Origin of the sequence: Enterobacter sp. RHBSTW-00994, from assembly GCF_013782625.1 — a bacterium.
Taxonomy (GTDB): Bacteria; Pseudomonadota; Gammaproteobacteria; order Enterobacterales; family Enterobacteriaceae; genus Enterobacter.
On the sequence record NZ_CP056199.1, the window covers coordinates 2551979 to 2576223 of the forward strand.

26 protein-coding genes are annotated in these 24245 nt (G+C 51.7%); 14 read left to right on the forward strand and 12 right to left on the reverse strand.

Features of this window, described 5'->3' with window-relative positions; translation table 11 throughout:
- Positions 1-143 precede the first annotated feature (143 nt).
- The 6 genes from HV346_RS12225 to pspA all read right to left on the reverse strand — a co-directional run bounded on the left by HV346_RS12225 (position 144) and on the right by pspA (position 4240).
- On the reverse strand, positions 144-1193 hold the full coding sequence (locus tag HV346_RS12225) for a YcjF family protein (protein WP_181619616.1): 1050 nt from the start codon (positions 1191-1193) through the stop codon (positions 144-146).
- Positions 1190-2587: a YcjX family protein gene (locus HV346_RS12230; RefSeq protein ID WP_181619617.1), complete on the reverse strand. Its 1398-nt coding sequence runs from the start codon at positions 2585-2587 to the stop codon at positions 1190-1192. The genes HV346_RS12225 and HV346_RS12230 overlap by 4 nt, the downstream gene beginning before the upstream one ends.
- Before the next feature lie 115 nt (positions 2588-2702).
- On the reverse strand, positions 2703-2921 hold the full coding sequence (pspD, locus tag HV346_RS12235; protein ID WP_181619618.1) for a phage shock protein PspD: 219 nt from the start codon (positions 2919-2921) through the stop codon (positions 2703-2705).
- A gap of 12 nt (positions 2922-2933) precedes the next feature.
- Positions 2934-3293 carry an envelope stress response membrane protein PspC gene (pspC, locus tag HV346_RS12240; RefSeq protein WP_181619619.1) on the reverse strand — a complete coding sequence of 120 codons (360 nt, stop codon included), beginning with the start codon at positions 3291-3293 and terminating at the stop codon, positions 2934-2936.
- Positions 3293-3517: an envelope stress response membrane protein PspB gene (gene pspB / locus HV346_RS12245; RefSeq protein ID WP_181619620.1), complete on the reverse strand. Its 225-nt coding sequence runs from the start codon at positions 3515-3517 to the stop codon at positions 3293-3295. The genes pspC and pspB overlap by 1 nt, the downstream gene beginning before the upstream one ends.
- Positions 3518-3571: 54 nt before the next feature.
- Positions 3572-4240 carry a phage shock protein PspA gene (gene pspA / locus HV346_RS12250; protein ID WP_181619621.1) on the reverse strand — a complete coding sequence of 223 codons (669 nt, stop codon included), beginning with the start codon at positions 4238-4240 and terminating at the stop codon, positions 3572-3574.
- A 166-nt stretch (positions 4241-4406) separates the two neighbouring features.
- Here pspA and pspF point away from each other — a divergent pair, with 166 nt between their 5' ends.
- The 10 genes from pspF (at position 4407) to pdeR (ending at position 17167) form a co-directional block, all read left to right on the forward strand.
- Positions 4407-5384: a phage shock protein operon transcriptional activator gene (gene pspF, locus HV346_RS12255; protein WP_181619622.1), complete on the forward strand. Its 978-nt coding sequence runs from the start codon at positions 4407-4409 to the stop codon at positions 5382-5384.
- 88 nt (positions 5385-5472) lie between these two features.
- On the forward strand, positions 5473-7113 hold the full coding sequence (sapA, locus tag HV346_RS12260; protein ID WP_181619623.1) for an ABC transporter substrate-binding protein SapA: 1641 nt from the start codon (positions 5473-5475) through the stop codon (positions 7111-7113).
- Entirely contained in the window at positions 7110-8075 is a 966-nt protein-coding gene (gene sapB, locus HV346_RS12265) for a putrescine export ABC transporter permease SapB (RefSeq protein WP_181619624.1), read from the forward strand. Before sapA ends, sapB begins: the two co-directional genes overlap by 4 nt.
- On the forward strand, positions 8062-8952 hold the full coding sequence (gene sapC, locus HV346_RS12270; RefSeq protein ID WP_181619625.1) for a putrescine export ABC transporter permease SapC: 891 nt from the start codon (positions 8062-8064) through the stop codon (positions 8950-8952). Before sapB ends, sapC begins: the two co-directional genes overlap by 14 nt.
- Positions 8952-9944 (forward strand): putrescine export ABC transporter ATP-binding protein SapD, encoded by a 993-nt coding sequence (sapD, locus tag HV346_RS12275; RefSeq protein ID WP_181619626.1) that lies wholly within the window; start codon positions 8952-8954, stop codon positions 9942-9944. The genes sapC and sapD overlap by 1 nt, the downstream gene beginning before the upstream one ends.
- Position 9945: 1 nt before the next feature.
- Positions 9946-10752, forward strand: a complete 807-nt coding sequence (gene sapF / locus HV346_RS12280; protein WP_181619627.1) for a putrescine export ABC transporter ATP-binding protein SapF — start codon at positions 9946-9948, stop codon at positions 10750-10752.
- 124 nt (positions 10753-10876) lie between these two features.
- Entirely contained in the window at positions 10877-11665 is a 789-nt protein-coding gene (fabI, locus tag HV346_RS12285) for an enoyl-ACP reductase FabI (RefSeq protein ID WP_181619628.1), read from the forward strand.
- 154 nt (positions 11666-11819) lie between these two features.
- Positions 11820-12827 (forward strand): CMD domain-containing protein, encoded by a 1008-nt coding sequence (locus HV346_RS12290; RefSeq protein ID WP_181619629.1) that lies wholly within the window; start codon positions 11820-11822, stop codon positions 12825-12827.
- A gap of 88 nt (positions 12828-12915) precedes the next feature.
- Positions 12916-14850: an exoribonuclease II gene (locus tag HV346_RS12295; RefSeq protein WP_181619630.1), complete on the forward strand. Its 1935-nt coding sequence runs from the start codon at positions 12916-12918 to the stop codon at positions 14848-14850.
- A gap of 325 nt (positions 14851-15175) precedes the next feature.
- On the forward strand, positions 15176-17167 hold the full coding sequence (gene pdeR, locus HV346_RS12300) for a cyclic di-GMP phosphodiesterase (protein WP_181619631.1): 1992 nt from the start codon (positions 15176-15178) through the stop codon (positions 17165-17167).
- Here pdeR and HV346_RS12305 read toward each other — a convergent pair.
- Positions 17164-18033, reverse strand: a complete 870-nt coding sequence (locus HV346_RS12305) for a crotonase/enoyl-CoA hydratase family protein (RefSeq protein ID WP_181619632.1) — start codon at positions 18031-18033, stop codon at positions 17164-17166. The genes pdeR and HV346_RS12305 overlap by 4 nt on opposite strands.
- Positions 18034-18226: 193 nt before the next feature.
- Here HV346_RS12305 and HV346_RS12310 point away from each other — a divergent pair, with 193 nt between their 5' ends.
- The 3 genes from HV346_RS12310 (at position 18227) to osmB (ending at position 19683) form a co-directional block, all read left to right on the forward strand.
- Entirely contained in the window at positions 18227-18412 is a 186-nt protein-coding gene (locus HV346_RS12310) for a hypothetical protein (RefSeq protein WP_181619633.1), read from the forward strand.
- Positions 18413-18456: 44 nt separating this feature from the next.
- Positions 18457-19209 (forward strand): DNA-binding transcriptional regulator YciT, encoded by a 753-nt coding sequence (locus HV346_RS12315; RefSeq protein WP_181619634.1) that lies wholly within the window; start codon positions 18457-18459, stop codon positions 19207-19209.
- Between the two features lie 255 nt (positions 19210-19464).
- On the forward strand, positions 19465-19683 hold the full coding sequence (osmB, locus tag HV346_RS12320; RefSeq protein ID WP_181619635.1) for an osmotically-inducible lipoprotein OsmB: 219 nt from the start codon (positions 19465-19467) through the stop codon (positions 19681-19683).
- Positions 19684-19788: 105 nt separating this feature from the next.
- Here the strand turns inward: osmB and yciH are convergent, their stop codons facing one another.
- The 5 genes from yciH to pgpB all read right to left on the reverse strand — a co-directional run bounded on the left by yciH (position 19789) and on the right by pgpB (position 23438).
- Positions 19789-20115 (reverse strand): stress response translation initiation inhibitor YciH, encoded by a 327-nt coding sequence (gene yciH, locus HV346_RS12325; RefSeq protein ID WP_181619636.1) that lies wholly within the window; start codon positions 20113-20115, stop codon positions 19789-19791.
- Positions 20115-20852: an orotidine-5'-phosphate decarboxylase gene (gene pyrF, locus HV346_RS12330; protein WP_181619637.1), complete on the reverse strand. Its 738-nt coding sequence runs from the start codon at positions 20850-20852 to the stop codon at positions 20115-20117. Before pyrF ends, yciH begins: the two co-directional genes overlap by 1 nt.
- A gap of 185 nt (positions 20853-21037) precedes the next feature.
- The gene (gene lapB / locus HV346_RS12335) at positions 21038-22207 is read right to left on the reverse strand and encodes a lipopolysaccharide assembly protein LapB (protein WP_181619638.1); all 1170 of its coding nucleotides are present in this window, start codon (positions 22205-22207) and stop codon (positions 21038-21040) included.
- 6 nt (positions 22208-22213) lie between these two features.
- Positions 22214-22522 (reverse strand): LapA family protein, encoded by a 309-nt coding sequence (locus HV346_RS12340; protein ID WP_181619639.1) that lies wholly within the window; start codon positions 22520-22522, stop codon positions 22214-22216.
- Positions 22523-22670: 148 nt separating this feature from the next.
- Positions 22671-23438: a phosphatidylglycerophosphatase B gene (gene pgpB / locus HV346_RS12345; RefSeq protein WP_181619640.1), complete on the reverse strand. Its 768-nt coding sequence runs from the start codon at positions 23436-23438 to the stop codon at positions 22671-22673.
- A 196-nt stretch (positions 23439-23634) separates the two neighbouring features.
- On the opposite strand from pgpB, the gene ribA reads away from it, so the two are divergent.
- Entirely contained in the window at positions 23635-24225 is a 591-nt protein-coding gene (gene ribA, locus HV346_RS12350; RefSeq protein WP_181619641.1) for a GTP cyclohydrolase II, read from the forward strand.
- Positions 24226-24245 lie beyond the last annotated feature (20 nt).

Below are 24245 nucleotides of genomic sequence, written 5' to 3' on the forward strand. Positions count from 1 at the left end.
ACGTCTACTTAATGTTGAGATGACTTAAACAATATGTTGAAGTAAATTAGCATAGCGCGCCTTAGTTGATCAACAAATCGTTTATCAATAGGGGAAAATGCGCTGACTCATCAACATAGTGTTGATGAGCCAGAATAGCGGAATTACGGTGTTTTTTTGTTTAGGGTGTCTTTGAGTTGGCCGACTAATTCGCGACGAAAATCACCCAGTCGCGGCTTATCGCCGTCGATCCACGGCAGCGGCCGGCAAAGCTCCATTGCTTTAATCCCCAGTCGCGCTGTCAATAACCCCGCACCAATACCTTGTGCCGCTCGCGCGGAAAGACGCGCCGCAAGATCCTGCGACATCCAGTCCATCCCGACTTCGCGAACCAGTTCACTCGCGCCCGCAAAGGCAATATTCAGCAGGACAAGCTTAAACAGTCGCAGACGGCTGTAGTAACCCAGTTCAATGCCGTACAGGGTGGCAATGCGGTTAATCAGACGTAAATTGCGCCAGGCAATAAACGCCATATCAACCAGTGCAAGCGGGCTGACGGCAATCATCAGCGTGGATTCTGCGGCCGAGCGGCTGATCTCCCGCCGGGCCTGTGCGTCCAGAACGGGCTGTACCATATGGGAATATAATGTCACCACTTCCCGGTCATTTTGGGTTTCATGGATGGCGGCGTACCAGCGCTGAAGCGCGGGATGCGACTGGTCTATCCCGGCCTGGCTCGCCAGTTTTTCACAAAATGCACGGCCTTTACCGGCGGCGTGGCTGTGCAACAGGTCGCGCGCTTCATCACGCTCTTGCGCGCGCTGGCGCAGACGCCACAGCCGACGCCACTCTGTGGCAACGGACCCTACGCCAGCACCAATAATCAGCGCCCCGGCGGCACACCCCCCCATCGCCACCCAATCCTGGGTTTGCCAGGCCGTGGCAGCCCACTGCACACCCTGTCCCACCACACTCACGCCGAAGAGTGCTAACCCCGCGGTGACCATCCTGCGCCAGAGACTGCGCTTAGGCCGCAAGGCGGCTTCAACTGCGGCTTCAGCCTGCCCTTCGTCCGCAAGTTCCTCTTCCTTCAGTACAGGTGCAAAATGTTCGGCTTGCGGGCCACTAAACGTTTTCGCCATTTTTAACGCGTCGTTCTGCCCGGGCTCAAGCGGCCCGGAAAAATCAATCCGTGGCTTCAACGGTTCCGTCATCGCAGTTTATCTCCAATCAAAAACTCCAGCGCGGCATCAAGACGAATATGCGGCAGCGGCTGGTCAACATTCATGGCCTGAGGGCGGAATGCCTCAAACTGGAAGCCCTGGTTTTGCCAGAATGCCTGACCAGGCAAACGTGCAGGCACTTCCCCAGGATAGACAGTGAGCGGCTCTCCATCGCTCAGTCGGTTTCCCCGCAACGCCGGGATCTTCTCGCCATTCAGATCAATCAACCCACTCTGCGTGGCTTGCACCGAGGCCAACCCCAGGCAATCCATGCTGATACCTTCAAAGGCAGCATTTTGCCAGGCGTCCTGTACCAATTGCTGTAACAACGACACCATATTAGCGTGCTGATCAAGGGTCACATGGTCCGCTTTCGTGGCAGCAAACAGCAATTTGTCGATAACAGGCGAGAACAGACGGCGGAATAAGGTCCGTTGCCCATAGTGAAAACTTTGCATCAGTTGCGTCAGTGCCAGACGCATGTCATTGAACGCCTGTGGCCCGCTGTTGAGTGGCTGGAGACAATCCACCAGCACAATCTGACGATCAAATCGCAGGAAGTGATTTTTATAAAAACCCTTCACCACTTTTTCGCAGTAATAGTTGTAACGCTCGCGAAGCATACCGGCATTGGTGTGTTTGCCCGCTTGTGCCAGCTTCGACTCTCCTGTGGCATCCACTCCCGGCCACGGGAAAAACTGCAACACCGGCGCTCCAGCCAAATCCCCCGGAAGGACAAAGCGCCCCGGCTGGATAAAATGCAGCCCCTGCTCTTTGCATTGGTGCAGATACTCTGTCCAGGCTTCAGCAATCAATGCCAGACGGTTTTCATCCGCAGGTGCGAGCGGGTCCAGGCCGTCACACAGCTCACGCCATTTTGCCGACCACTCCGCGCGGTGACCCTGTAACAAACCGGTCATTTGCCGCGACCAGCTCAGGTAATCCTGCGCCAGCATCGGTAAATCCAGCAGCCATTCCCCGGGGTAATCCACAATTTCGAGGTAGAGCGTGGAGGTTTCTTTAAAATGACGCATCAACGAGTCATTGGAGCGAAAACGAAGTGCGAGTCGGATCTCGCTTACACCGCGTGTGGGTGTCGGCCATGCAGGGGGCGAACCGTACAGTTGCGCTAATCCTTCATCATAGGTGAAGCGCGGAATACCAAAATCTCGCTGTGGCACGCGTTTAACACCCAGCAGCCGTTCTTCACGCACCGCACTGAGCAGAGGCAGCCTCGCTCCGGCGTGCAAATTAAGCAGTTGATTAACCATCGCAGTGATAAAAGCCGTTTTACCGCTACGGCTCAGTCCCGTAACGGCCAGGCGTAAGTGACGATCAACACCCCGGTTGACCAAAGAATTGAGTTCGTTTTTAAGTCGCTTCATCGCCGTCCTTTTTGCCTGAAGGCGTTTGTGTTCTTAAAAATATGACATGGGGGCTATGTGAAAGGAATAAAACCTTAGTGAATATCGGCACGCACCGTTGCGTGCCACAGGAAAGTTACTTCAGTTTTCCAGAGAGTCGACCCGCCAGTTTTCTGAGCATGGGCTCCAGCACCACAGCCAATAACATCCTGACCGGCTTGCGGGCAACAGACTTCACCGCCCAGCCGGCAACACCTGCGGGGCCATAGCGTAATGCAGTCAGCAGGACCAGTTTACCTGCTATTTTCAGGCCGGGTTTAACCCTCTGCCCCGCCTGTTGCCAGGAATAATTCATTCATATCCTCTCTTAAAGCTGACGGAAACGACTTCTCAACGTAAACGTATCAGACGTTACATAGCGTTCCATTTCGCGCAAACGGCGCTCTCCGGCTGCCAGTTCAGCATCAACAGCACTCAGTAAATCGCTGCTGGTTGGTCCGCGTTCTCCCGCCAGTTCAGCATCAGGCATAGGATCAAGCACGAACGATAAAATGATGTAGGCCACCAGAGTGATGAACGCCAAACCAAAGAAAATCGACAGTACCGTCACAACGCGCACCAGTTTCACCGGCACGTCCAGATAGTGGGCCAGTCCGGCGCAGACGCCGCGAACCATGCCTTGCTGTGGGATACGCCACAATTTTTTGTTCAGATTCAGTCCTGCCATTAACGATCCCTCCAGTTCGGATGCTCCGCGTCCAGGATGGCTTCCAGCGCCTGAATGCGTTCGCGCATTTTTTTCGCATCATCAGATAGCTGCGCCAGACGCTGCTGTTCACTCTGAGACAACTCACCTTGTGAAGAACGATTGCTGTAGTGCAACCATAACCAAATCGGCAGCACAAACAGCACGAAGATGGTCAGGGGAATAGCCAGAAAAAGCGCGCTCATGTGTACTCCTTGTCTTTCGGTACGCGGCGGCATACTCAGATGCCGCACACTTTATTATTCGTTATCTTGCTTCATTTTGGCTTTCAGCTGCGCCAGTTGCTCACTGATTGCATCATCTGCTTTCAGATCAGCGAATTGTTGATCCAACGTTTTTTGCTTACCAAAGCTGTGACTTTCCGCTTCGGCTTCCATCTGGTCAATCCGGCGTTCAAAAGACTCGAACCGGGCCATTGCTTCATCAAGCTTGCCGCTGTCCAGTTGACGGCGTACATCGCGTGAAGAATTTGCCGCCTGGTGTCGTAACGTCAGTGCCTGCTGGCGTGCACGGGTTTCACTGAGTTTATTTTCAAGCTCCGCAATCTCTTTCTTCATGCGTGAAAGTGTATCGTCTACCAGCGTCACTTCATGCTCCAGAGAGGTGACTAAATCCGTGAGCTTCTGTTTTTCAATCAATGCTGAGCGGGCCAGATCTTCTTTATCTTTGCGCAGCGCCAGCTCGGCTTTTTCCTGCCATTCGTTGAGTTGCGCAGTAGCCAGTTCAATGCGGCGTGTTAGCTGTTTTTTCTCAGCCAGCGCCCGCGCAGAGGTGGAGCGCACTTCAACCAGCGTATCTTCCATTTCCTGAATCATCAGGCGCACCAGCTTTTGCGGATCTTCCGCTTTCTCCAGCAGAGAGTTGATGTTGGCGTTCACGATGTCGGCAAAACGAGAAAAAATACCCATAATTCAATCCTCACAGTTCTGTTATCGGGCGATGCCCTGCTGTAGAGATAATTCAATTTACGTGCCAACTTTTTATCTTATTGATTTACCTAATTCTGTTTGATTTTAGAACAGTAACACTCTACTCTCACCTGGTGAATATCACTAATGAATGGTGAATTTAACCATGGCCGAATTTAAAGATAATCTGCTGGGTGAAGCCAACAGCTTTATTGAAGTACTGGAGCAGGTTTCCCGCCTGGCCCCCCTTAACAAACCGGTATTGATTATCGGAGAGCGTGGCACGGGCAAAGAGCTTATCGCCAACCGATTACACTTTTTATCTTCCCGCTGGCAAGGGCCGTTTATTTCCCTCAACTGCGCGGCGCTGAATGAAAATCTTCTCGATACTGAACTCTTCGGCCATGAAGCGGGCGCATTTACCGGCGCACAAAAACGCCATCCGGGTCGCTTTGAACGCGCCGATGGCGGCACGCTGTTTCTGGACGAACTGGCGACAGCCCCGATGCTGGTGCAGGAAAAACTGCTGCGTGTGATTGAGTACGGCGAGTTGGAGCGTGTGGGCGGAAGCCAGCCTTTGCAGGTTAACGTCCGGCTGGTTTGTGCCACCAACGCCAATCTGCCGCACATGGTGGCTGAAGATAAATTTCGCGCTGACCTTCTTGACCGGCTGGCCTTTGATGTCGTGCAGTTGCCGCCGCTGCGAGAACGCCGCAGTGACATCATGCTGCTGGCGGAGCAATTTGCGATCCAGATGTGCCGCGAACTTGGGCTGCCGCTCTTTCCCGGTTTCAGCGACTATGCGAGCGAAACCCTGCTGGCGTACCACTGGCCTGGCAACATTCGTGAACTGAAAAATGTTGTGGAACGTTCTGTCTATCGGCATGGCAGCAGTGAGACGGAGCTAGACAATATCATTCTTGATCCTTTCCAGCCCACGACCCGCCTCAGCACGTTGCCAGCACCCCCAACGGATGCCCCTTTACTCCCACTGGATTTGCGCCAGTTTCAGCACCATCAGGAACAACGGTTACTCGAACAGAGTCTGAAGCAGGCGAAATTTAACCAAAAACGGGCGGCTGAACTGCTGGGTCTGACCTACCATCAATTAAGGGCATTGCTCAAAAAGCATCAAATGCGCTGACATTATCAGCACTTACCCGCAGACATTTTTACGAAGCAGGTGTAAGTGCGATACACTTTGCAGATCGAACCTAAAAACCTTAAAAATTATGCGTCTGGTTTTATCGTCCCTGTTTGCACTCGGTCTGTACAGCAGTCTGGCCTTCGCTGCGCCTGAACGAGCTGCGCTTCCTGATATTCGTGATAGCGGTTTTGTCTATTGTGTCAGCGGACAAGTAGACACCTTTAACCCGCAAAAAGCGGGCAGCGGGTTGATTGTCGATACCCTCGCGGCTCAGCTTTATGACCGTCTGCTGGATGTCGATCCTTATACTTATCGCCTGGTCCCGGAGCTTGCCGAAAGCTGGGAGGTGCTGGATAACGGCGCAACCTACCGTTTTCATCTGCGCGATGACGTTGCTTTTCAACATACGCCATGGTTTACCCCAACCCGTAAGCTTAATGCGGATGATGTCGTCTTTACCTTCCAGCGTATCTTTAATCGCAACCACCCCTGGCATAACGTCAACGGGGGCAGCTTCCCCTATTTCGATAGCCTGCAATTTGCCGACACCGTCAAAAGCGTACGCAAGCTGGATAACCGGACGGTAGAGTTCAGCCTGACACGCCCGGACGCCTCTTTCCTGTGGCATCTGGCAACACACTATGCATCCGTCATGTCTGCTGAGTATGCCGCGCAGTTGACCAAACAAGACCGCCAGGAGCTATTGGACAGACAACCTGTTGGCACAGGCCCATTCCAGATGGCCGAGTACCGTTCCGGGCAATATATTCGCCTGCAACGCCACGAACATTTCTGGCGGGGCACACCGTTGATGCCGCAAGTTGTGGTTGATCTCGGCTCCGGTGGAACGGGCCGACTCTCCAAACTGCTGACCGGCGAATGTGATGTTCTCGCCTGGCCTGCTGCAAGCCAGCTCACCATCCTGCGTGACGATCCGCGCCTGCGTCTGACATTGCGCCCTGGTATGAATATCGCTTATCTGGCGTTTAACACCGATAAGCCGCCACTGAATAACCCAGCCGTTCGTCATGCACTGGCGCTGGCGATCAATAATCAGCGTCTGATGCAGTCGATCTATTACGGCACAGCAGAAACGGCTGCATCGATTTTACCTCGCGCATCATGGGCCTATGACAGTGAAGCAAAAGTCACTGAATACAATCCGGCGAAAGCCAGAGCACAGCTCAAGGCTCTGGGTGCGGAAAATCTCACGTTACAGCTCTGGGTTCCGACCAGTTCACAGGCGTGGAACCCAAGCCCGCTGAAAACCGCTGAACTGTTGCAGGCTGATATGGCGCAGGTTGGCGTGAAAGTGATCATCGTTCCTGTTGAAGGCCGTTTCCAGGAAGCGCGTCTGATGGACATGAATCATGATTTAACTCTGGCTGGCTGGGCCACCGACAGTAATGACCCGGACAGCTTTTTCCGTCCATTGCTGAGCTGTGCAGCCATTAACTCGCAGACTAACTACGCTCACTGGTGTAATCGTGAGTTCGACGCAGTGCTGCAAAAAGCACTCTCTTCACAACAGTTGGCCTCACGTATCGATGCCTACGATGAAGCGCAGAACATTCTTGCGAAAGAATTACCCGTGTTACCGCTTGCCTCCTCTCTGCGCCTTCAGGCATATCGCTATGATATTAAAGGGCTTGTTCTGAGTCCGTTCGGCAATGCCTCCTTTGCGGGCGTTTCACGCGAAAAAGAACAAGAGGTGAAAAAACCGTGATTATTTTTACCTTGCGTCGGTTACTGCTGCTGCTGATTACGCTCTTTTTTCTGACGTTTATCGGTTTCAGCCTAAGTTATTTCACCCCACATGCCCCGCTTCAGGGCTCGTCATTGTGGGACGCATGGCTGTTTTGGTTTAATGGTGTGCTGCACTGGGATTTTGGCGTCTCCAGTATTAATGGACAGCTCATCTCCGAACAACTGAAAGAGGTTTTCCCGGCAACCATGGAATTGTGCATCCTGGCGTTTGGGTTCGCACTGATGGTCGGTATTCCCGTTGGTATGCTGGCCGGGATTTACCGCAATAAATGGCAGGATAAGTTTATCAGCGCCCTTGCCCTGCTTGGCTTCTCGATTCCTGTCTTTTGGCTGGCCCTGTTGCTGACGCTGTTCTTCTCGCTAACGCTAGGCTGGCTGCCAGTTTCTGGCCGTTTTGATCTGCTCTATACCGTAAAGACCGTGAGCGGATTCGCGATCATCGACGCCTGGCTCTCAGACTCGGTCTGGCGGCATGAGATGATCATTAGCGCACTGCGCCATATGGTGTTGCCGGTTCTGACGCTTGCCGTTGCCCCCACAACGGAAGTGATTCGGTTGATGCGAATCAGCACCATTGAGGTGTTTGATCAGAACTATGTGAAAGCTGCTGCTACGCGAGGTCTCTCTCGCCTGACAATTTTGCGCCGCCATGTGTTGCACAATGCTCTACCCCCAGTGATCCCCCGTCTTGGACTGCAATTTTCAACCATGCTGACACTGGCCATGATCACTGAGATGGTCTTTAGCTGGCCTGGACTGGGACGCTGGTTGATCAATGCCATTCGTCAGCAGGACTATGCCGCTATCTCTGCGGGTGTCATGGTCATTGGTTCGCTGGTCATTATTGTTAACGTGCTCTCCGATATTCTGGGCGCGATGGCTAACCCGCTGAAGCATAAGGAATGGTATGCCTTACGATAGCGTTTACAGCGAAAAGCGCACGCCGGGTGCGCTACGCACCGTGTGGCGTAAATTCTACGGTGACACGACAGCAATGATCGGCCTTTACGGCTGTGCCGGGCTGGTATTGCTGTGCGTCTTCGGTTCATGGTTTGCACCTTACGGTCTGGATCAGCAGTTCCTTGGCTATCAGTTACTGCCGCCATCCTGGTCCCGCTACGGCGAGGTCTCTTTCTTCTTAGGCACAGACGATCTCGGACGTGATGTGCTGAGCCGCCTGCTGAGCGGTGCTGCGCCTACGGTAGGCGGGGCATTTGTGGTGACGTTAGCGGCCACAATTTGCGGACTGGCACTGGGCATCTTTGCCGGTTCGACTCGTGGCCTGCGTTCGGCGGTGCTGAACCATATTCTGGATACGTTGCTTTCAATCCCGTCTCTGCTGCTGGCCATCATTGTCGTGGCGTTTGCCGGGCCACATCTTTCCCACGCCATGTTCGCCGTCTGGCTGGCAATTCTGCCCCGTATGGTTCGTTCGGTTTACAGCATGGTGCATGATGAACTTGAGAAAGAGTATGTTGTTGCCGCCCGACTGGACGGCGCGACGACGATGAATATTCTGTGGTTTGCCGTACTGCCTAATATCGCCTCTGGTCTGGTGACAGAAATTACACGCGCCCTCTCAATGGCGATTCTGGACATTGCCGCACTTGGTTTTCTTGATCTTGGTGCTCAACTTCCGTCTCCGGAATGGGGTGCAATGCTCGGCGATGCACTGGAACTGATTTATGTCGCCCCCTGGACGGTCATGTTGCCCGGGGCCGCCATTATGGTCAGCGTGTTGTTGGTCAACCTGCTTGGCGACGGAATTCGCCGGGCGATTAATGCGGGGGTGGAATAATGCCGTTACTCGATATCCGCAATCTGACCATCGAATTCAAAACCAGTGAAGGCTGGGTTAAGGCTGTTGACCGGATCAGTATCACGCTTGCAGAGGGTGAGATTCGCGGTCTGGTCGGTGAATCAGGATCAGGAAAGAGTCTGATCGCCAAAGCCATTTGCGGGGTGGCGAAAGATAACTGGCGCGTGACGGCAGATCGTATGCGCTTTGATGACATTGACCTGCAACGCCTCTCCCCGCGCGAACGCCGCAAGCTGGTGGGACACAATGTCTCCATGATCTTTCAGGAGCCGCAATCCTGTCTCGACCCGTCAGAGCGGGTGGGGAAACAGCTGATGCAAAATATCCCCGGCTGGACATATAAGGGGCGTTGGTGGCAGCGTTTTGGCTGGCGTAAGCGTCGGGCAATTGAGCTATTGCACCGTGTCGGGATTAAAGATCACAAAGATGCAATGCGTAGCTTCCCGTATGAACTGACCGACGGTGAATGTCAGAAAGTGATGATTGCCATTGCGCTGGCTAACCAGCCACGTTTGCTGATTGCCGATGAGCCAACAAACGCGATGGAGCCGACCACTCAGGCGCAGATTTTCCGACTGTTGACTCGTCTGAATCAAAATAACAACACCACCATTTTGCTGATCAGTCATGACCTCCAGATGTTGAGCAAATGGGCTGACAAGATTGATGTCATGTACTGCGGGCAGACGGTAGAAACGGCCATCAGTGAAGAGCTGGTCACTACGCCACATCACCCATATACCCAGGCATTGATCCGCGCGATTCCTGATTTTGGTAGTGCAATGCCGCACAAAAGTCGTCTTAATACCTTACCTGGCGCAATCCCATTGTTAGAGTCACTACCGATTGGTTGCCGCCTGGGGCCACGTTGCCCCTATGCCCAGCGCAAGTGTATTGAAACACCGCGGTTAATGGGGGCCAAAAATCATCTTTATGCCTGCCACTTCCCGCTGAACATGGAGAGAGAGTGAAATGGTCGAAACGTTGCTGGAAGTGCGTAATCTGCGTAAGACCTTTCGCTACCGTACCGGTTTGTTCCATCGTCAGACGGTTGAAGCCGTGAAGCCGCTGAGCTTTACCCTGCGTGAAAAACAGACGCTGGCGATAATTGGCGAGAACGGCTCCGGAAAATCTACGCTGGCGAAAATGCTCGCGGGCATGGTAGAGCCTTCTGGTGGGGAAGTCCTGATTGACGATCATCCCCTGACATTTGGTGATTACTCCTTCCGAAGCCAGCGCATTCGAATGATCTTTCAGGATCCCTCGACGTCGCTTAACCCTCGCCAGCGCATTTCACAGATTCTGGATTTTCCATTGCGCCTGAATACCGAACTGGAGCCCGAAGAGCGCCGTAAACGGGTCATCGAAACGCTTCGTTTGGTCGGGTTACTGCCGGATCACGTCAGTTACTATCCGCATATGCTGGCGCCAGGGCAAAAGCAGCGTCTGGGACTGGCCCGCGCGCTTATCCTGAGGCCGAAAGTGATTATTGCTGATGAAGCCCTGGCCTCACTGGATATGTCGATGCGTTCGCAGTTAATTAACCTGATGCTGGAATTACAGGAAAAACAGGGTATCTCTTATATCTATGTGACCCAGCATTTAGGCATGATGAAACATATCAGCGATCAGGTGCTGGTCATGCATCAGGGTGAGGTGGTTGAACGCGGAAGCACTGCCGATGTAATGGCCTCTCCGCTTCATGAACTGACAAAGCGCCTGATTGCCGGGCATTTCGGTGAAGCATTAACCGCCGATGCGTGGCGAAAAGACCGATAACTACGCCGCCTAAAAGTGGTCGGATTAACTATGCACGCGACACGTGATATTATCGCCGCGTTTTAACGACGATTGTCCCAACGAGATGACGATCGCCACAACAATGAATATAAGGATTAAAGCTATGGGTTTTCTTTCCGGTAAGCGCATTCTGGTGACCGGCGTTGCCAGCAAACTGTCCATCGCATACGGCATCGCACAGGCTATGCATCGCGAAGGCGCTGAGCTGGCGTTCACCTACCAGAACGACAAGCTGAAAGGCCGTGTTGAAGAGTTTGCCGCGCAGCTGGGTTCCAGCATTGTTCTGGAATGTGATGTTGCTAAAGACGAAAGCATCGATACCATGTTTGCCGAACTGGCAAACGTATGGCCAAAATTTGATGGTTTCGTACACTCCATCGGCTTCGCTCCTGGCGACCAGCTGGACGGTGACTACGTGAACGCGGTAACCCGTGAAGGCTTTAAAATCGCTCACGATATTAGCTCCTACAGCTTCGTTGCGATGGCAAAATCATGCCGTACCATGCTGAACCCAGGTTCTGCACTGCTGACCTTGTCCTACCTGGGTGCAGAACGTGCCATTCCTAACTACAACGTTATGGGGCTGGCAAAAGCCTCACTGGAAGCAAACGTGCGCTATATGGCGAACGCGATGGGTCCTGAAGGCGTACGTGTTAACGGTATCTCTGCTGGCCCAATCCGTACTCTGGCGGCATCTGGTATCAAAGATTTCCGTAAAATGCTGGCGCACTGCGAAGCGGTTACCCCGATTCGTCGTACTGTTACCATTGAAGATGTGGGTAACTCCGCAGCATTCCTGTGCTCTGACCTTTCCGCGGGTATCTCCGGCGAAGTGGTTCACGTTGACGGCGGTTTCAACATCGCAGCAATGAACGAGCTGGAAATTAAATAAGTTGTCACTCTCTTCCCTTTTCGGGAAGAGAGTTTTCTCCTCTGTGCAATCTCTTCGTTATTCCGTTCTGCTATTTGTTATCACCTAACAATATTTTTCCCATCACTCGCCTTACGCCAGGATATTGATCGCCATTTGAGATCAAGGAACGCCCATGGAACAGCGCCGTTTTTCCGGCAAAGGCCACTGGTATCATGAAACCCAGTCGAACCATTCACAGGTAGATGTTCTGCCTTTAGTGCCTGAAGCCGCTAACGTCGACGATCGTTTTTTGCTCGATTTAGCCTTACCCAATGAGATTGTTGCCTCCTGTGAGCGCTGGCTTACCCCTGCCAGAGCCTTGTGCCAGCTTCTGTTTCCGCCTCAGGTTTCGGTAAACCGCCTGCATACGTTAAGCGCCTATGACCGATTAAGCACCGCGCTAACCGTTGCCCAAGCGTGCGGCGTTCAGCGGCTTTGTAACCATTATGCCGCCCTGCTCGCCCCGCTCCCTGGACCAGACTCCTCACGAGAAAGCAACCGTCGCCTCGCCCAAATCACGCAATATGCCCGCCAGCTTGCCAGCTCACCCGATGTGATTGACAAGAAAGCGCAACAACAACTGGATGAAGTCGGCCTGACCACTGACGACATAGTGCTGATCAATCAGATTATCGGCTTTATTGGTTTTCAGGCCCGAGTGGTAGCCGTTTTTCAGGCTCTGCTGGGCTATCCTGTACGTTGGTTGCCAGGACACCATATACCACCTCATGCGCTGATCGGTGATACCCATCGCCAACTGACCTCCTGGGAATCTATCCTGCCGGTAGTCGAGTTGCGCTATGCCAGTGCACAACAGCTTGAATCCCTCGCCCGCTGGCAAAACGAGCCTGAGTTGCAAGTGCTGGTTCCAGTCCTCTGCCATGAATCCAGGCTCCTGGATCTGACAGGCTTGATCCTGACGGGCGGTATTCAGCCCACGGAACAGGGCTCTGTTGACCACAGTGCGCTGCCTGGTGCGATCAACCTGCTGACATGCTCTCCCGATCGGTTCAGCGCCGCACAATTCACGCCGCTCACCGATGATGGATTATCTCCGGTTCAGGTTATTAACCTGCTGACATGGAGTGCTTTTTGCGGGTGGCTCGATCGTCTCAGGGTCGCCCTTGGCAAAGGGGAATAACCGTACTTATTACCTAAAGAGCGCTTGCTGTAGCAGTGAGAATCGCGTAAAACTGTGAGCCGCTCAATGGCTACGAAAATAGAACACTATGCTTCAGGACAACCCGCTGCTAGCGCAGCTAAAACAGCAATTGCATTCCCAGACGCCGCGTGCAGAAGGGGTCGTAAAAGCCACGGAAAAAGGCTTTGGCTTCCTCGAAGTTGATGCGCAGAAAAGTTACTTCATCCCACCCCCACAGATGAAGAAAGTGATGCATGGTGACCGCATCACGGCTGTTATTCATACCGAAAAGGACCGTGAGTCCGCCGAGCCGGAAGAACTGATCGAACCTTTCCTGACCCGTTTTGTCGGCAAGGTGCATAAAAAAGATGACCGTCTTTCTATTGTTCCGGACCACCCGCTGTTGAAAGATGCCATTCCTTGCCGCGCTGCGCGTGGTGTTGATTATGATTTTAAAGAAGGTGACTGGGCCGTTGCAGAAATGCGCCGTCATCCTCTGAAAGGCGATCGCGGTTTCTACGCAGAGCTCACTCAATTCATCACCTTCGGCGACGACCATTTCGTCCCTTGGTGGGTGACGCTGGCACGCCACAACCTTGAAAAAGAAGCACCAGACGGCGTTGCGACCGAAATGTTAGACGAAGGTTTGGCTCGTCGTGACCTGACTGCTCTGGATTTTGTCACGATCGACAGCGCCAGCACCGAAGATATGGATGATGCTTTGTTTGCTGAAGAAGCGGCAGATGGCAAATTGCATCTGACCGTTGCGATTGCAGACCCAACAGCGTGGATTGCAGAAGGGAGTAAGCTGGACAATGCTGCAAAAGTGCGTGCATTTACCAACTATCTCCCGGGCTTTAATATCCCAATGCTGCCCCGCGAACTGTCTGACGATCTGTGCTCACTGCGCGCCAACGAAATCCGTCCTGTACTTGCCTGCCGCATGACCATTGCCGCAGACGGAACGATCGAAGACGATATCGAATTCTTTGCCGCTACGATCGAGTCGAAAGCAAAACTGGCGTACGACGATGTTTCTGACTGGCTGGAAAACACCGGTAGCTGGAAACCTGCAAGCGACGCTATTGCGGCACAAATTCATCTGCTGCAACGCATCTGCCTGAACCGTGGTGAATGGCGCAAAACACATGCTCTGGTGTTTAAGGACCGTCCGGATTATCGCTTTGTATTAGGCGAAAAAGGCGAAGTGCTGGATATCGTCGCTGAACCGCGCCGTATTGCGAATCGCATCGTTGAAGAAGCCATGATTTCTGCCAACATTTGCGCCGCACGTGTATTGCGCGACAAACTCGGTTTCGGCATTTATAACGTGCATACCGGCTTTGATCCGGCTAACACTGAAGCGTTGGCGGCTCTGTTAAAAACGCATAATGTGCATGTTGACCCAGCCGAAGTACTGACACTGAACGGTTTCTGCACATTGCGACGTGAGCTGGATGCACAGCCTTCTGGTTTCCTGGATAGCCGCATTCGTCGCTTCCAGTCCTTTGCTGAGATCAGCACCGAACCGGGCCCACATTTCGGTCTTGGACTGGAAGCGTATGCGACCTGGACCTCCCCTATTCGTAAATATGGCGACATGGTTAACCACCGTTTGCTAAAAGCGATTATCAAAGGTGAGTCCATTGAACGTCCGCAGGAAGACACAACTCTGCAAATGGCCGAACGTCGACGCCTGAACCGCATGGCTGAACGTGATGTAGGTGACTGGCTTTACGCTCGTTTCCTGAATGACAAAACGGGTACTGACTTCCGTTTCGCGGCTGAAATTATCGATATCAGCCGCGGTGGTATGCGTGTTCGTCTTGTTGACAACGGTGCTGTTGCCTTTATCCCTGCGCCATTCCTGCACGCTGTGCGTGATGAACTCACCTGCAGCCAGGAAACAGGCACTGTACAAATTAAAGGTGAAACAGTTTACAAAGTCACTGACGTGATTGATGTAAATATCGCCGAAGTACGCATGGAAACCCGTAGCATTATCGCGCGCCCTGTCGCCTGATAACCTGTTAAAATGTCGGTTGTTTCACCTTAGGGCAGCCGACATTTTTAACTTTTATAGCACCCTCGCAAATTCATCATTTTTTCTTACTATTTTCCGCCGCAATACACCCAAACCCGCCAGAATTATCTACAGTAAAAGAGAGCCGTCATATTCGGTTACGTGAATTTTTATCCGGTAAGTATCCTTTTTGTCTCAACTCGTTTTAATATAATAAAACTGGTAAAAAACAATAAGTTCACTTCGGTTTTGCCGCTGCTTTATTACGGAAAAGTCGACTGCAAATGAATAATTTTCGCGCTAATGAGCAGCCGCAGGAGAAAACATGATGGACGATCTGGAGCAAAATTTGCTGTTTCGTTACATGGGTACGCACAGTCCCTGGTGGCGACTGGCAGCTGACAGTAATGCTCTGCACCTGTCCACCAGCGAAAGCGCCGATGTTATTCAGGTGATCGCACTGAGTGAAGAACAAGCAGACCGCGTTCGGCAACTCACGGTGATTACCTCCAGTATCACAATGACGCTCTCACTGTATGGTGCTGATGTCCCGGTGCATTTGGTCGGACGGAAGATCAATAAAAAAGAGTGGGCGGGTACGGCTTCGGCCTGGAACGACACGCCATCCGTTGCACGCGATCTGGTTCAGGGACTTTCTTTCGCTGAACAAGTCGTTTCTGAAGCTAACTCTGTCATCGTTATTCTCGATCAACACGGCAATATTCAACGCTTCAACCGATTGAGCGAAGAGTATACCGGTCTGAAAGAACAAGAAGTGATTGGACAGAATGTGTTTAAGCTGTTTATGAGCCGGAGTGAAGCCGCCGCGTCAAAACGCAATATTACGGGTTTTTTTCGCAATGGCAGCTCTTACGAAGTCGAACGTTGGATCAAAACGCGCAAAGGACAACGGCTGTTTCTGTTCAGAAATAAATTTGTTCACAGCGGCAGCGGAAAAAACGAAATTTTCCTTATCTGCTCAGGGACAGACATTACGGAAGAACGGCGTGCCCAGGAGCGTCTGCGCGTACTGGCCAATACCGACACCATTACCGGGTTACCCAACCGAAATGCAATCCATGAATTGATCAGCAATGCTATCGACTCGCGTGGTGAGGCACAGGTCGGTGTCGTTTATCTCGATCTGGATAACTTTAAAAAAGTGAACGATGCCTACGGGCATATGTTTGGCGATCAGCTACTGCAGGCCGTTGCGTTGGCGATTCTTAGCTGTCTGGATGAAGGCCAAATTCTGGCCCGCCTTGGCGGGGATGAATTTATCGTGCTGGCCGCAGACACCTCCCAGAGTACGCTTGAAGCGATGGCCTCGCGCATTCTGACACGACTGCGCCAACCCTTCCGTATTGGTCTGATAGAGATTTATACCGGTTGCTCTTTGGGTATTGCTCTTGCCCCACAACACGGTAATGACCGTGAAAGTGTGATCCGCAATGCAGATACTGCAATGTATACGGCTAAAGAAGGAGGCCGTGGAAAGTTTTGTGTCTTCTCACCAGAGATGAATCAGCGTGTTTTTGAATACCTCTGGCTGGACACTAATCTGCGTAAAGCGCTGGATAACGATCAACTCCTGATTCACTACCAGCCCAAAATGACATGGCGGGGTGAAGTAAGAAGTATAGAGGCGTTGGTCCGTTGGCAGTCACCTGAGCGTGGCTTGATTCCTCCGCTTGAGTTTATTTCCTATGCCGAGGAGTCAGGGTTGATTGTCCCACTTGGGCGATGGGTTATGCTTGATGTGGTTCGCCAGGTCGCGAAATGGCGTGACAAGGGGATTAACTTGCGTGTGGCGGTTAACGTTTCAGCACGTCAGTTAGCGGATCAGACCATTTTTAGCGATTTAAAACAGGCATTGAAGGATTTGAATTTTGAATATTGCCCTGTCGATGTTGAGCTGACTGAAAGTTGCCTGATAGAAAACGAAGAGCTGGCGCTCTCGGTGATACAGCAGTTTAGCCAGTTAGGCGCTCAAATCCATCTGGATGATTTTGGCACAGGTTATTCTTCGCTATCCCAGTTAGCCCGCTTCCCGATCGATGCCATTAAACTAGACCAGTCATTTGTCCGGGATATTCATAAGCAGTCGATATCGCAATCTTTAGTTCGCGCTATTGTGGCCGTCGCACAGGCACTGAATTTGCAGGTCATTGCAGAAGGTGTCGAGAGTGCAAAAGAAGACGCCTTTCTGACAAAGAATGGCGTCAACGAGCGGCAGGGATTTCTCTTTGCTAAACCGATGCCCGCAGCCGCATTCGAGCGATGGTTAAAGCGCTATCAATCACGAAAAATGCGCTAGCTGGCTTTGCGCAGTCCCGCAGCCTGGTGGCGATTTTGTAGCATGACCAGGCGCTCCATATAGGCGATATCTTTTGGCTCTAAGCAAAACGCCGCATCAACCCAATCCTCCGTGATATCCATCAACTCACTGCGAGGAAGTTGCAAAACCCGCGTACGAGCGCGAAGCATTGCCCTTACGCCGTTCATCTTCGGTTGCAGAGTGTCTATGAAGGTACGTACCGCGACATAGCTTTGCCCCGGCTCGAACAACACATCCACCAGACCATGTTGCTCATACCATTCCGCCGTGTGTGACTCCCCTTTGTAGATAAGCTCCTCAGCCATCTTCATCCCTGACCTGCGAGCCACAAGTGAGTACCCCCCCATTCCAGGAAACAAGTTAAAAGCAATTTCCGGGAATCCCAGGCGGGAATCTCGTTGAGCAAGAACAAAATGATGCGCCAGTGCAGCTTCAAACCCGCCACCTAGCGCACTCCCTTCAACCATGGCTAATGAAATAGCACCGGTATCAAACCCCCGCGATGCGGCATGTACGCAGTCAACGCAGGCCCTCGCATAAGCGCGTAGTGCTTCCCTCCGGCCGTTTTGAATGCACTCTACGAAGAACTGCAAATCCCCTCCAGCATTGTACATATCGGGCACAAGCGAACCGGTTACCCAAAAATCAACAGTAAAACCCGATTGTCGTACCAGCCAGGATAAGTTCATGATCTCTTCAATCAATGCGTGGTTAAAGCAAGGCCTTGGCTGGGCCCGTAACATCATCCAGACAGTTCGGCGCTCCTCCTCGTAGTAACCCGCGAGTTGAGTGAAACGTTCAGTATCGGTAAACAATGTGCAGGTAGCTTGGTTGATAACTGTCATAGTCTAATTCCTCATATAAAAAAGCGCCTTGCGCGCAGAATTAGACTAATCCACACATATAGATCACTGCATGAGGGTAGATAAATTTATCACTTTCATTTATGTGATTTCGTAAGTGTATTTTTTCCCTTCTCTTTTGAGACCATTTTCTGCATCATTGAAAATATTAACTTTTCGCTCCAGGAGTGAGATTATGTCTTCTATTGATGCACTAACCGTGGCACAACGTATTGATACCGTGCTAGATATACTGGTTGCTGGCGATTACCACTCTGCGATTCGTAATCTTGAGATTTTGAAATCCGAGTTATTGGCCCAGAATAACGGCGCAGATAGCACGCCCGATAGCGCTCAACCTAAAGCCCCCTGGGAAGTGTGAGCACGACGTTTCCGATCTCGTTTAGCTTTTTTTAAATGGATGCTATGAATTCCCGACAACAAATTATTCTGCAAATGGTTATCGATCAGGGACGTGTGAGCGTGGTCGATCTTGCTAAAACGACGGGCGTGTCTGAAGTGACTATCCGTCAGGATCTTAATCTTCTGGAAAAGCAGAGTTACCTGCGCCGTGCGCATGGTTACGCTGTACCGCTTGACAGCGAAGACGTTGAAACACGGATGATGAACAACTATTCACTGAAACGGGAACTTGCTGAATTTGCCGCGTCTTTAGTGAATAACGGTGAGACGGTATTTATCGAGAATGGCAGCAGCAACGCCCTGCTGGCTCGCACACTCGCTGAACAAAAAGACATTACTATCATTACTGTCAGTAGCTATATCGCGCATCTGCTTAAAGAAACTCGCTGTGAAGTGATTTTGCTCGGGGGAATTTATCAGAAGAAAAGCGAGAGTATGGTTGGCCCTCTGACCCGCCAGTATGTTCAGCAGGTGCATTTCAGTAAGGCATTTATAGGCATCGATGGCTGGCAGGCAGATACCGGATTCACAGGCCGGGATATGATGCGTTCAGATGTGGTGAATGCGGTGCTGGAAAAAGAGTGCGAAGCCATTATCCTCACCGACAGTTCAAAGTTTGGCGTGGTACATCCTTACATGATGGGACCAATATCCCGCTTCAGTCGGGTAATTACTGATGAACGCTTGAGCGCGGAGCATCGCGAAGCGCTGCAACACGCTGGGCTCTTAGTCGATATTGTTAAAAATCCCACCTAACTCACTCTCTACGCCCGACTCCCGGGCGTCCCTTCTCTGAGAGAATTCCGAGCCTTCCTTTAAGAGTTTTTACCTGTTTAACTCGCCCTAAACTCGTAAAATTAATGTTAGCGATATAACAGGAAGTGACTATCACCTGCGTGATTATGTAACACCTGCGCAACCAGCTTTCACGGGAAACGGAATTTAAGTATTCGTTTTGTCTATACTTAAACCTATCTCTTTCCGTGAATCGTTAATTCAGGAGAAAGTATTATGTCTTTAACCAGCAAAAAATTAGCCGCTACTGTTCTGGCCGTCACTTTGGCAATGTCTTTGAGTGCATGTTCTCACTGGTCTAAGCGTGACCGTAACACCGCAATAGGTGCAGGTGCTGGTGCTCTCGGTGGCGCAGTGTTAACGGATGGCAGTACGCTCGGTACATTAGGTGGTGCTGCCGTTGGTGGTATTATTGGTCACCAGGTAGGTAAATAATAAGTATCACGGCCTCCGCCGATATAACGATAATGATGAGTACATTCCAGGTCTGACTTACGCACCAAAGAAAAGAGCCACGGCATTCACCGTGGCTCATTTATTTTATCCACCGGCCAGTTTGACTTTCATTCCTTTGGCTTCAAGTAACGATTTAATTACGTCGCGTTTATCGCCCTGAATTTCGATAATGCCATCTTTCACTGCGCCTCCGCAGCCGCATTTCTTTTTCAGCTCAGCCGCGAGTTTTGACAATTCGGCATCATCCAGATCAAGACCCGTCACGAGGCAAACGCCTTTACCCTTTCGACCGCTGGTCTGACGCTGAATGCGAACTATGCCATCGCCTTTTGGACGTTCAGCCGCCGCTTTAGGCTCATCGATGCGTCCGAGGTCAGTGGAGTAGACCAGGCGACTAGTAGAGTCACTCATTACGCCCCCTTTTTCAGTGATGCGTTAATGGCTTTAAGGGTCTGGGCTGGGTTCGCAGATTGTGTAACCGGACGCCCGATGACCATGTAGTCAACACCAGCAATCATCGCCTGCTCCGGCGTCATGATACGTCGCTGGTCGCCAACGTCACTTCCCGCCGGGCGAATACCCGGCGTAACAAGCTTGAACGTCTGCCCCAGACTGGTTTTGAAGCGTACCGCCTCCTGAGCTGAACAGACGACCCCGTCGAGACCACAATTTTGAGTGAGACGAGCAAGACGCTCCGCATGGTCTGCCGGTGATGATGTCACACCAAGATCGCGCAGATCGCTCTCATCCATACTGGTTAATACGGTCACCGCAATGAGTAAAGGCGCATCTTTGCCAAATGGTACAAGCGCTTCGCGCGCCGCAGTCATCATGCGCGCCCCGCCAGAGGCATGAACATTCACCATCCACACCCCTAACTCAGCCGCAGCCGCAACTGCATGGGCAGTGGTATTCGGGATATCGTGGAATTTCAGATCGAGAAAAATCTCAAAACCGCGCTGTTGCAGGTCACGCACTATTTGAGGTCCAAACAGCGTGAACATCTCTTTGCCGACTTTAAGGCGGCAGTCTTGCGGATCGATACCATCGACAAAGGCAAGTGCGTTGTCGCGGTTATTATAATCGAGTGCGACAACAACCGGTGAATCGGTAACTACGCGGGAAGTGGAGGAAGCAACAAACGTCATGACCAGCCCTTTTCGTCTATGGGCGCTCAGCGGCGCGGAACAGATAAACGGCGAGCATTCTACCTGCCAGCGTTCAAAATTGACAGAATCGATTTCCTTTCCTGCGAGGCTGCTTGCCGCACGGTGCTGACTGAATTCATGATCTTTATTAGTATGTTGTAACTAAAATACTGTGTTTTAAAAAATCACTGGCCATCAAGGCCGCGAATCGGCTTGATTGTGGACCATGCACGGCACGAAGGACAGTGCCAGTACAGCGTATAGGCGGTAAAACCACATTTCTGGCAGCGGTAGCGCGGTTTACTGCGTACCTGTTCACCTACCATGTCGCGCAGCACCATCAGGCTCTCTTTGGCGCGCCCTTCTTCTGCATCGTTCAGATGGTAGTCCATCAACTTGTGGAACACTCGCATCGTCGGATGACGCTGTAGCTGCCGCGTAATATAGACCTGCGCGGTATCACTCCCCTCATGCTGTTCAACAATGTCAGACAGCATGAGCTCGGCGGTTGCTCCGGTATTTTCCTCTACACAACGGCGCAAGAAGGCGACCCATTCATCCTGTTTATCAAGCTGCTGATAACAGGTTTGCAGCATTTCAAGCGTTTCGCTGACGAGTTCTTTATCCTGATCGATAACCCGCAGCAGGCTCTCTACCGCTTTGGAAAACTCGCCTTTTGCCATAAACACTCGCCCCATCATAATGGAGACGCGAGCGCTATTACGGTCTGCAGCAGCACCTTTTTTCAGCAATGTCATGGCCTTGTCCATATCATCGCTGCCCATTTGTTGCAGAGCCAGCTCACAATAGAAATGCGCAATCTCGACGCGTTGCTTGTCTTTCCCGAGCTTAACCAGACGTTCTGCTGTATCAATAGCTTTCTGCCAGTCGCTGGTTGCCTGATAGATCTGCAGCAATTGTTGCAGAGCACTGATACGAAAATCCGTTTCATCAACCAGTTGCGCAAACATGTCTTCGGCACGGTCGTACAACCCTGCCGCCATGTAGTCTCGCCCAAGTTGCTGAACGGCCAGCAAACGTTGATCGTACGTCAACGACGCGCTTTCCATGAGGGTCTGGTGGATGCGGATGGCACGGTCAACCTCACCGCGCGAGCGGAACAGGTTTCCCAGGGTGAGATGCGCTTCAACGGTTCCGGTGTCCTCTTTAAGCATGTCGAGGAACAGGTCTACCGCTTTGTCCTGTTGGTTGCTCAGGAGGAAGTTAACCCCCGCAACGTAGTCACGGGAAAGTCGGTTGGCTTCATCCTGTTTTGTTTGTTGCGCACTTCTGCGGCCCATATACCAGCCATAGGCTGCGGCTACAGGCAAAAGCAGAAACAACAACTCCAGCATATTCGATTATTCCTTGACTACCGGCACACCAGAACTCTCCGGGATGTCAGTCGCGGGCGCAATTTGATGTTCAAGTCGTTTAATTTTACGATCGGCACGCGCAAGCGAAACACGAACTTTAAGCCAGAATAACCCACAAACCAGCCAGCCGATGACAAAACCCGCCGCGAACAAGACCGCAAGCAGGCTTGAAACCCGATACTCGCCTTGTGCCAGCAAATAATTAAACGTCACCTGCTGATCGTTTTGCGCACCCAATGTGACAGAAATGACAAAAATCGCCAACACCAGTAAGAAAATGAGTAAATATTTCACATTACTTCCCGTTATGTGGATTAAGCGAATAAAGTCTGTTCAACTCACCGCAATCAGCCTTATAAACTACCATTTTAGCGACGGACGCGAAACGGAAAAAGTAGCACGCCAGCTATGGATTTATGGGCGAAACATCGAAATTCAACCGTCACACACCGTGTTGTTCTCTTTCCGCGATTTCTTTCTGCTCTTCTGATGGCGGCGTGAGTGGCCCGCAAATCCTTTGTGCAATCCAGGTGGCAACTGTTACCAGCACCCAGGAGATCAACGTAGCCACGACTAAATCACGTGGCCAGTGCATGCCCAACAACATACGGCTTCCCATCACACCGGTTGCCCAGACTAGCAGTACTGTAATCGTTACGGCGCGACGACGCGGCCAAAGCAACCCTACTCCCAGTAACGCCCAGCTTGCCGCAAACATGGTGTGACCTGACGGAAACGCGAATCCGGTCTCTTTTTGCCAGTGTTTACGTAGAAATTTTGGAATATCGTGTTGTTCCGCAAGTTGCTCTTTCACCAGAACGCCACGGTCTTTACGCTTTAAATTGTAGAACTCATCTACTGAAATATGATGCGTTTTTTCCAGCCATACGACGAATGGTCGGGGTTCTTGTACATGATCTTTCACCCAGGATTTAATCCCCTGGCCGACCAGGATAGCACCGCCGAGGATCGCAAAGAGCATTAATGCGGGACGTAAACGAAAACGCAAGCACCATAAGAACCAGGCGCACAAAAGAACATGCGTAATAATCCCCCAGGGTTGAGTGACCGTTTCTGTAATCCAGTACAGCATTTTCAGCCATGTGGCATTCTGCCCTGGTTGCCAAAGCCAGCCAGAGAGCCACACGACCAAAGGCATAATGAGCAACAAAGCAGCGCCTGCTGCCGTACGAAGGGCAATTGAAAGCATGTTTTTTCCTTGTTTGCTAAGCATCGCAATCATAACTGATTTTCCCTGACGCAGGAAAATGTCGGATTGTGCGTTTAACGTTCATATAGCATGGCGGTGATTAGGCGAACGTGCTGAGCTTGTGGCAAAATGAACAAATACAGAAAGCCAAACAGGCGAAAGACACGGAACGTGTCAGCATAATCTGGAGAATCACATGCAGCTTAAACGTGTGGCAGAAGCCAAACTGCCAACCCCATGGGGCGATTTCCTGATGGTGGGATTTGAAGAACTGGCAACCGGGCAGGATCATGTCGCCTTAGTGTTTGGCGATATCACCGGGCAAACATCCGTACTGTCTCGCGTCCATTCTGAGTGCCTGACCGGAGACGCCCTGTTCAGCCTCCGTTGTGATTGCGGTTTTCAGTTGGAAGCGGCGCTTTCCCATATTGCGGAAGAAGGCCGTGGTGTACTGCTCTATCACCGACAGGAAGGCCGTAACATTGGCCTGCTGAATAAAATTCGCGCCTATGCACTCCAGGACCAGGGCTACGATACGGTCGAAGCGAACCATCAACTCGGTTTTGCTGCGGATGAACGTGACTTCACTCTGTGCGCGGACATGTTCAAGCTGCTGGGTGTCGATGAAGTACGTCTGCTGACGAACAACCCGCGTAAAGTGGAGATCCTGACGGAAGCCGGGATCAATATCGTCGAACGCGTCCCCCTGATTGTGGGGCGTAACCCTAAAAATGCGCACTACCTCGACACGAAAGCCGCGAAAATGGGCCATCTGCTCAACGAGTAATGGTATGTTATGCCCGGCAA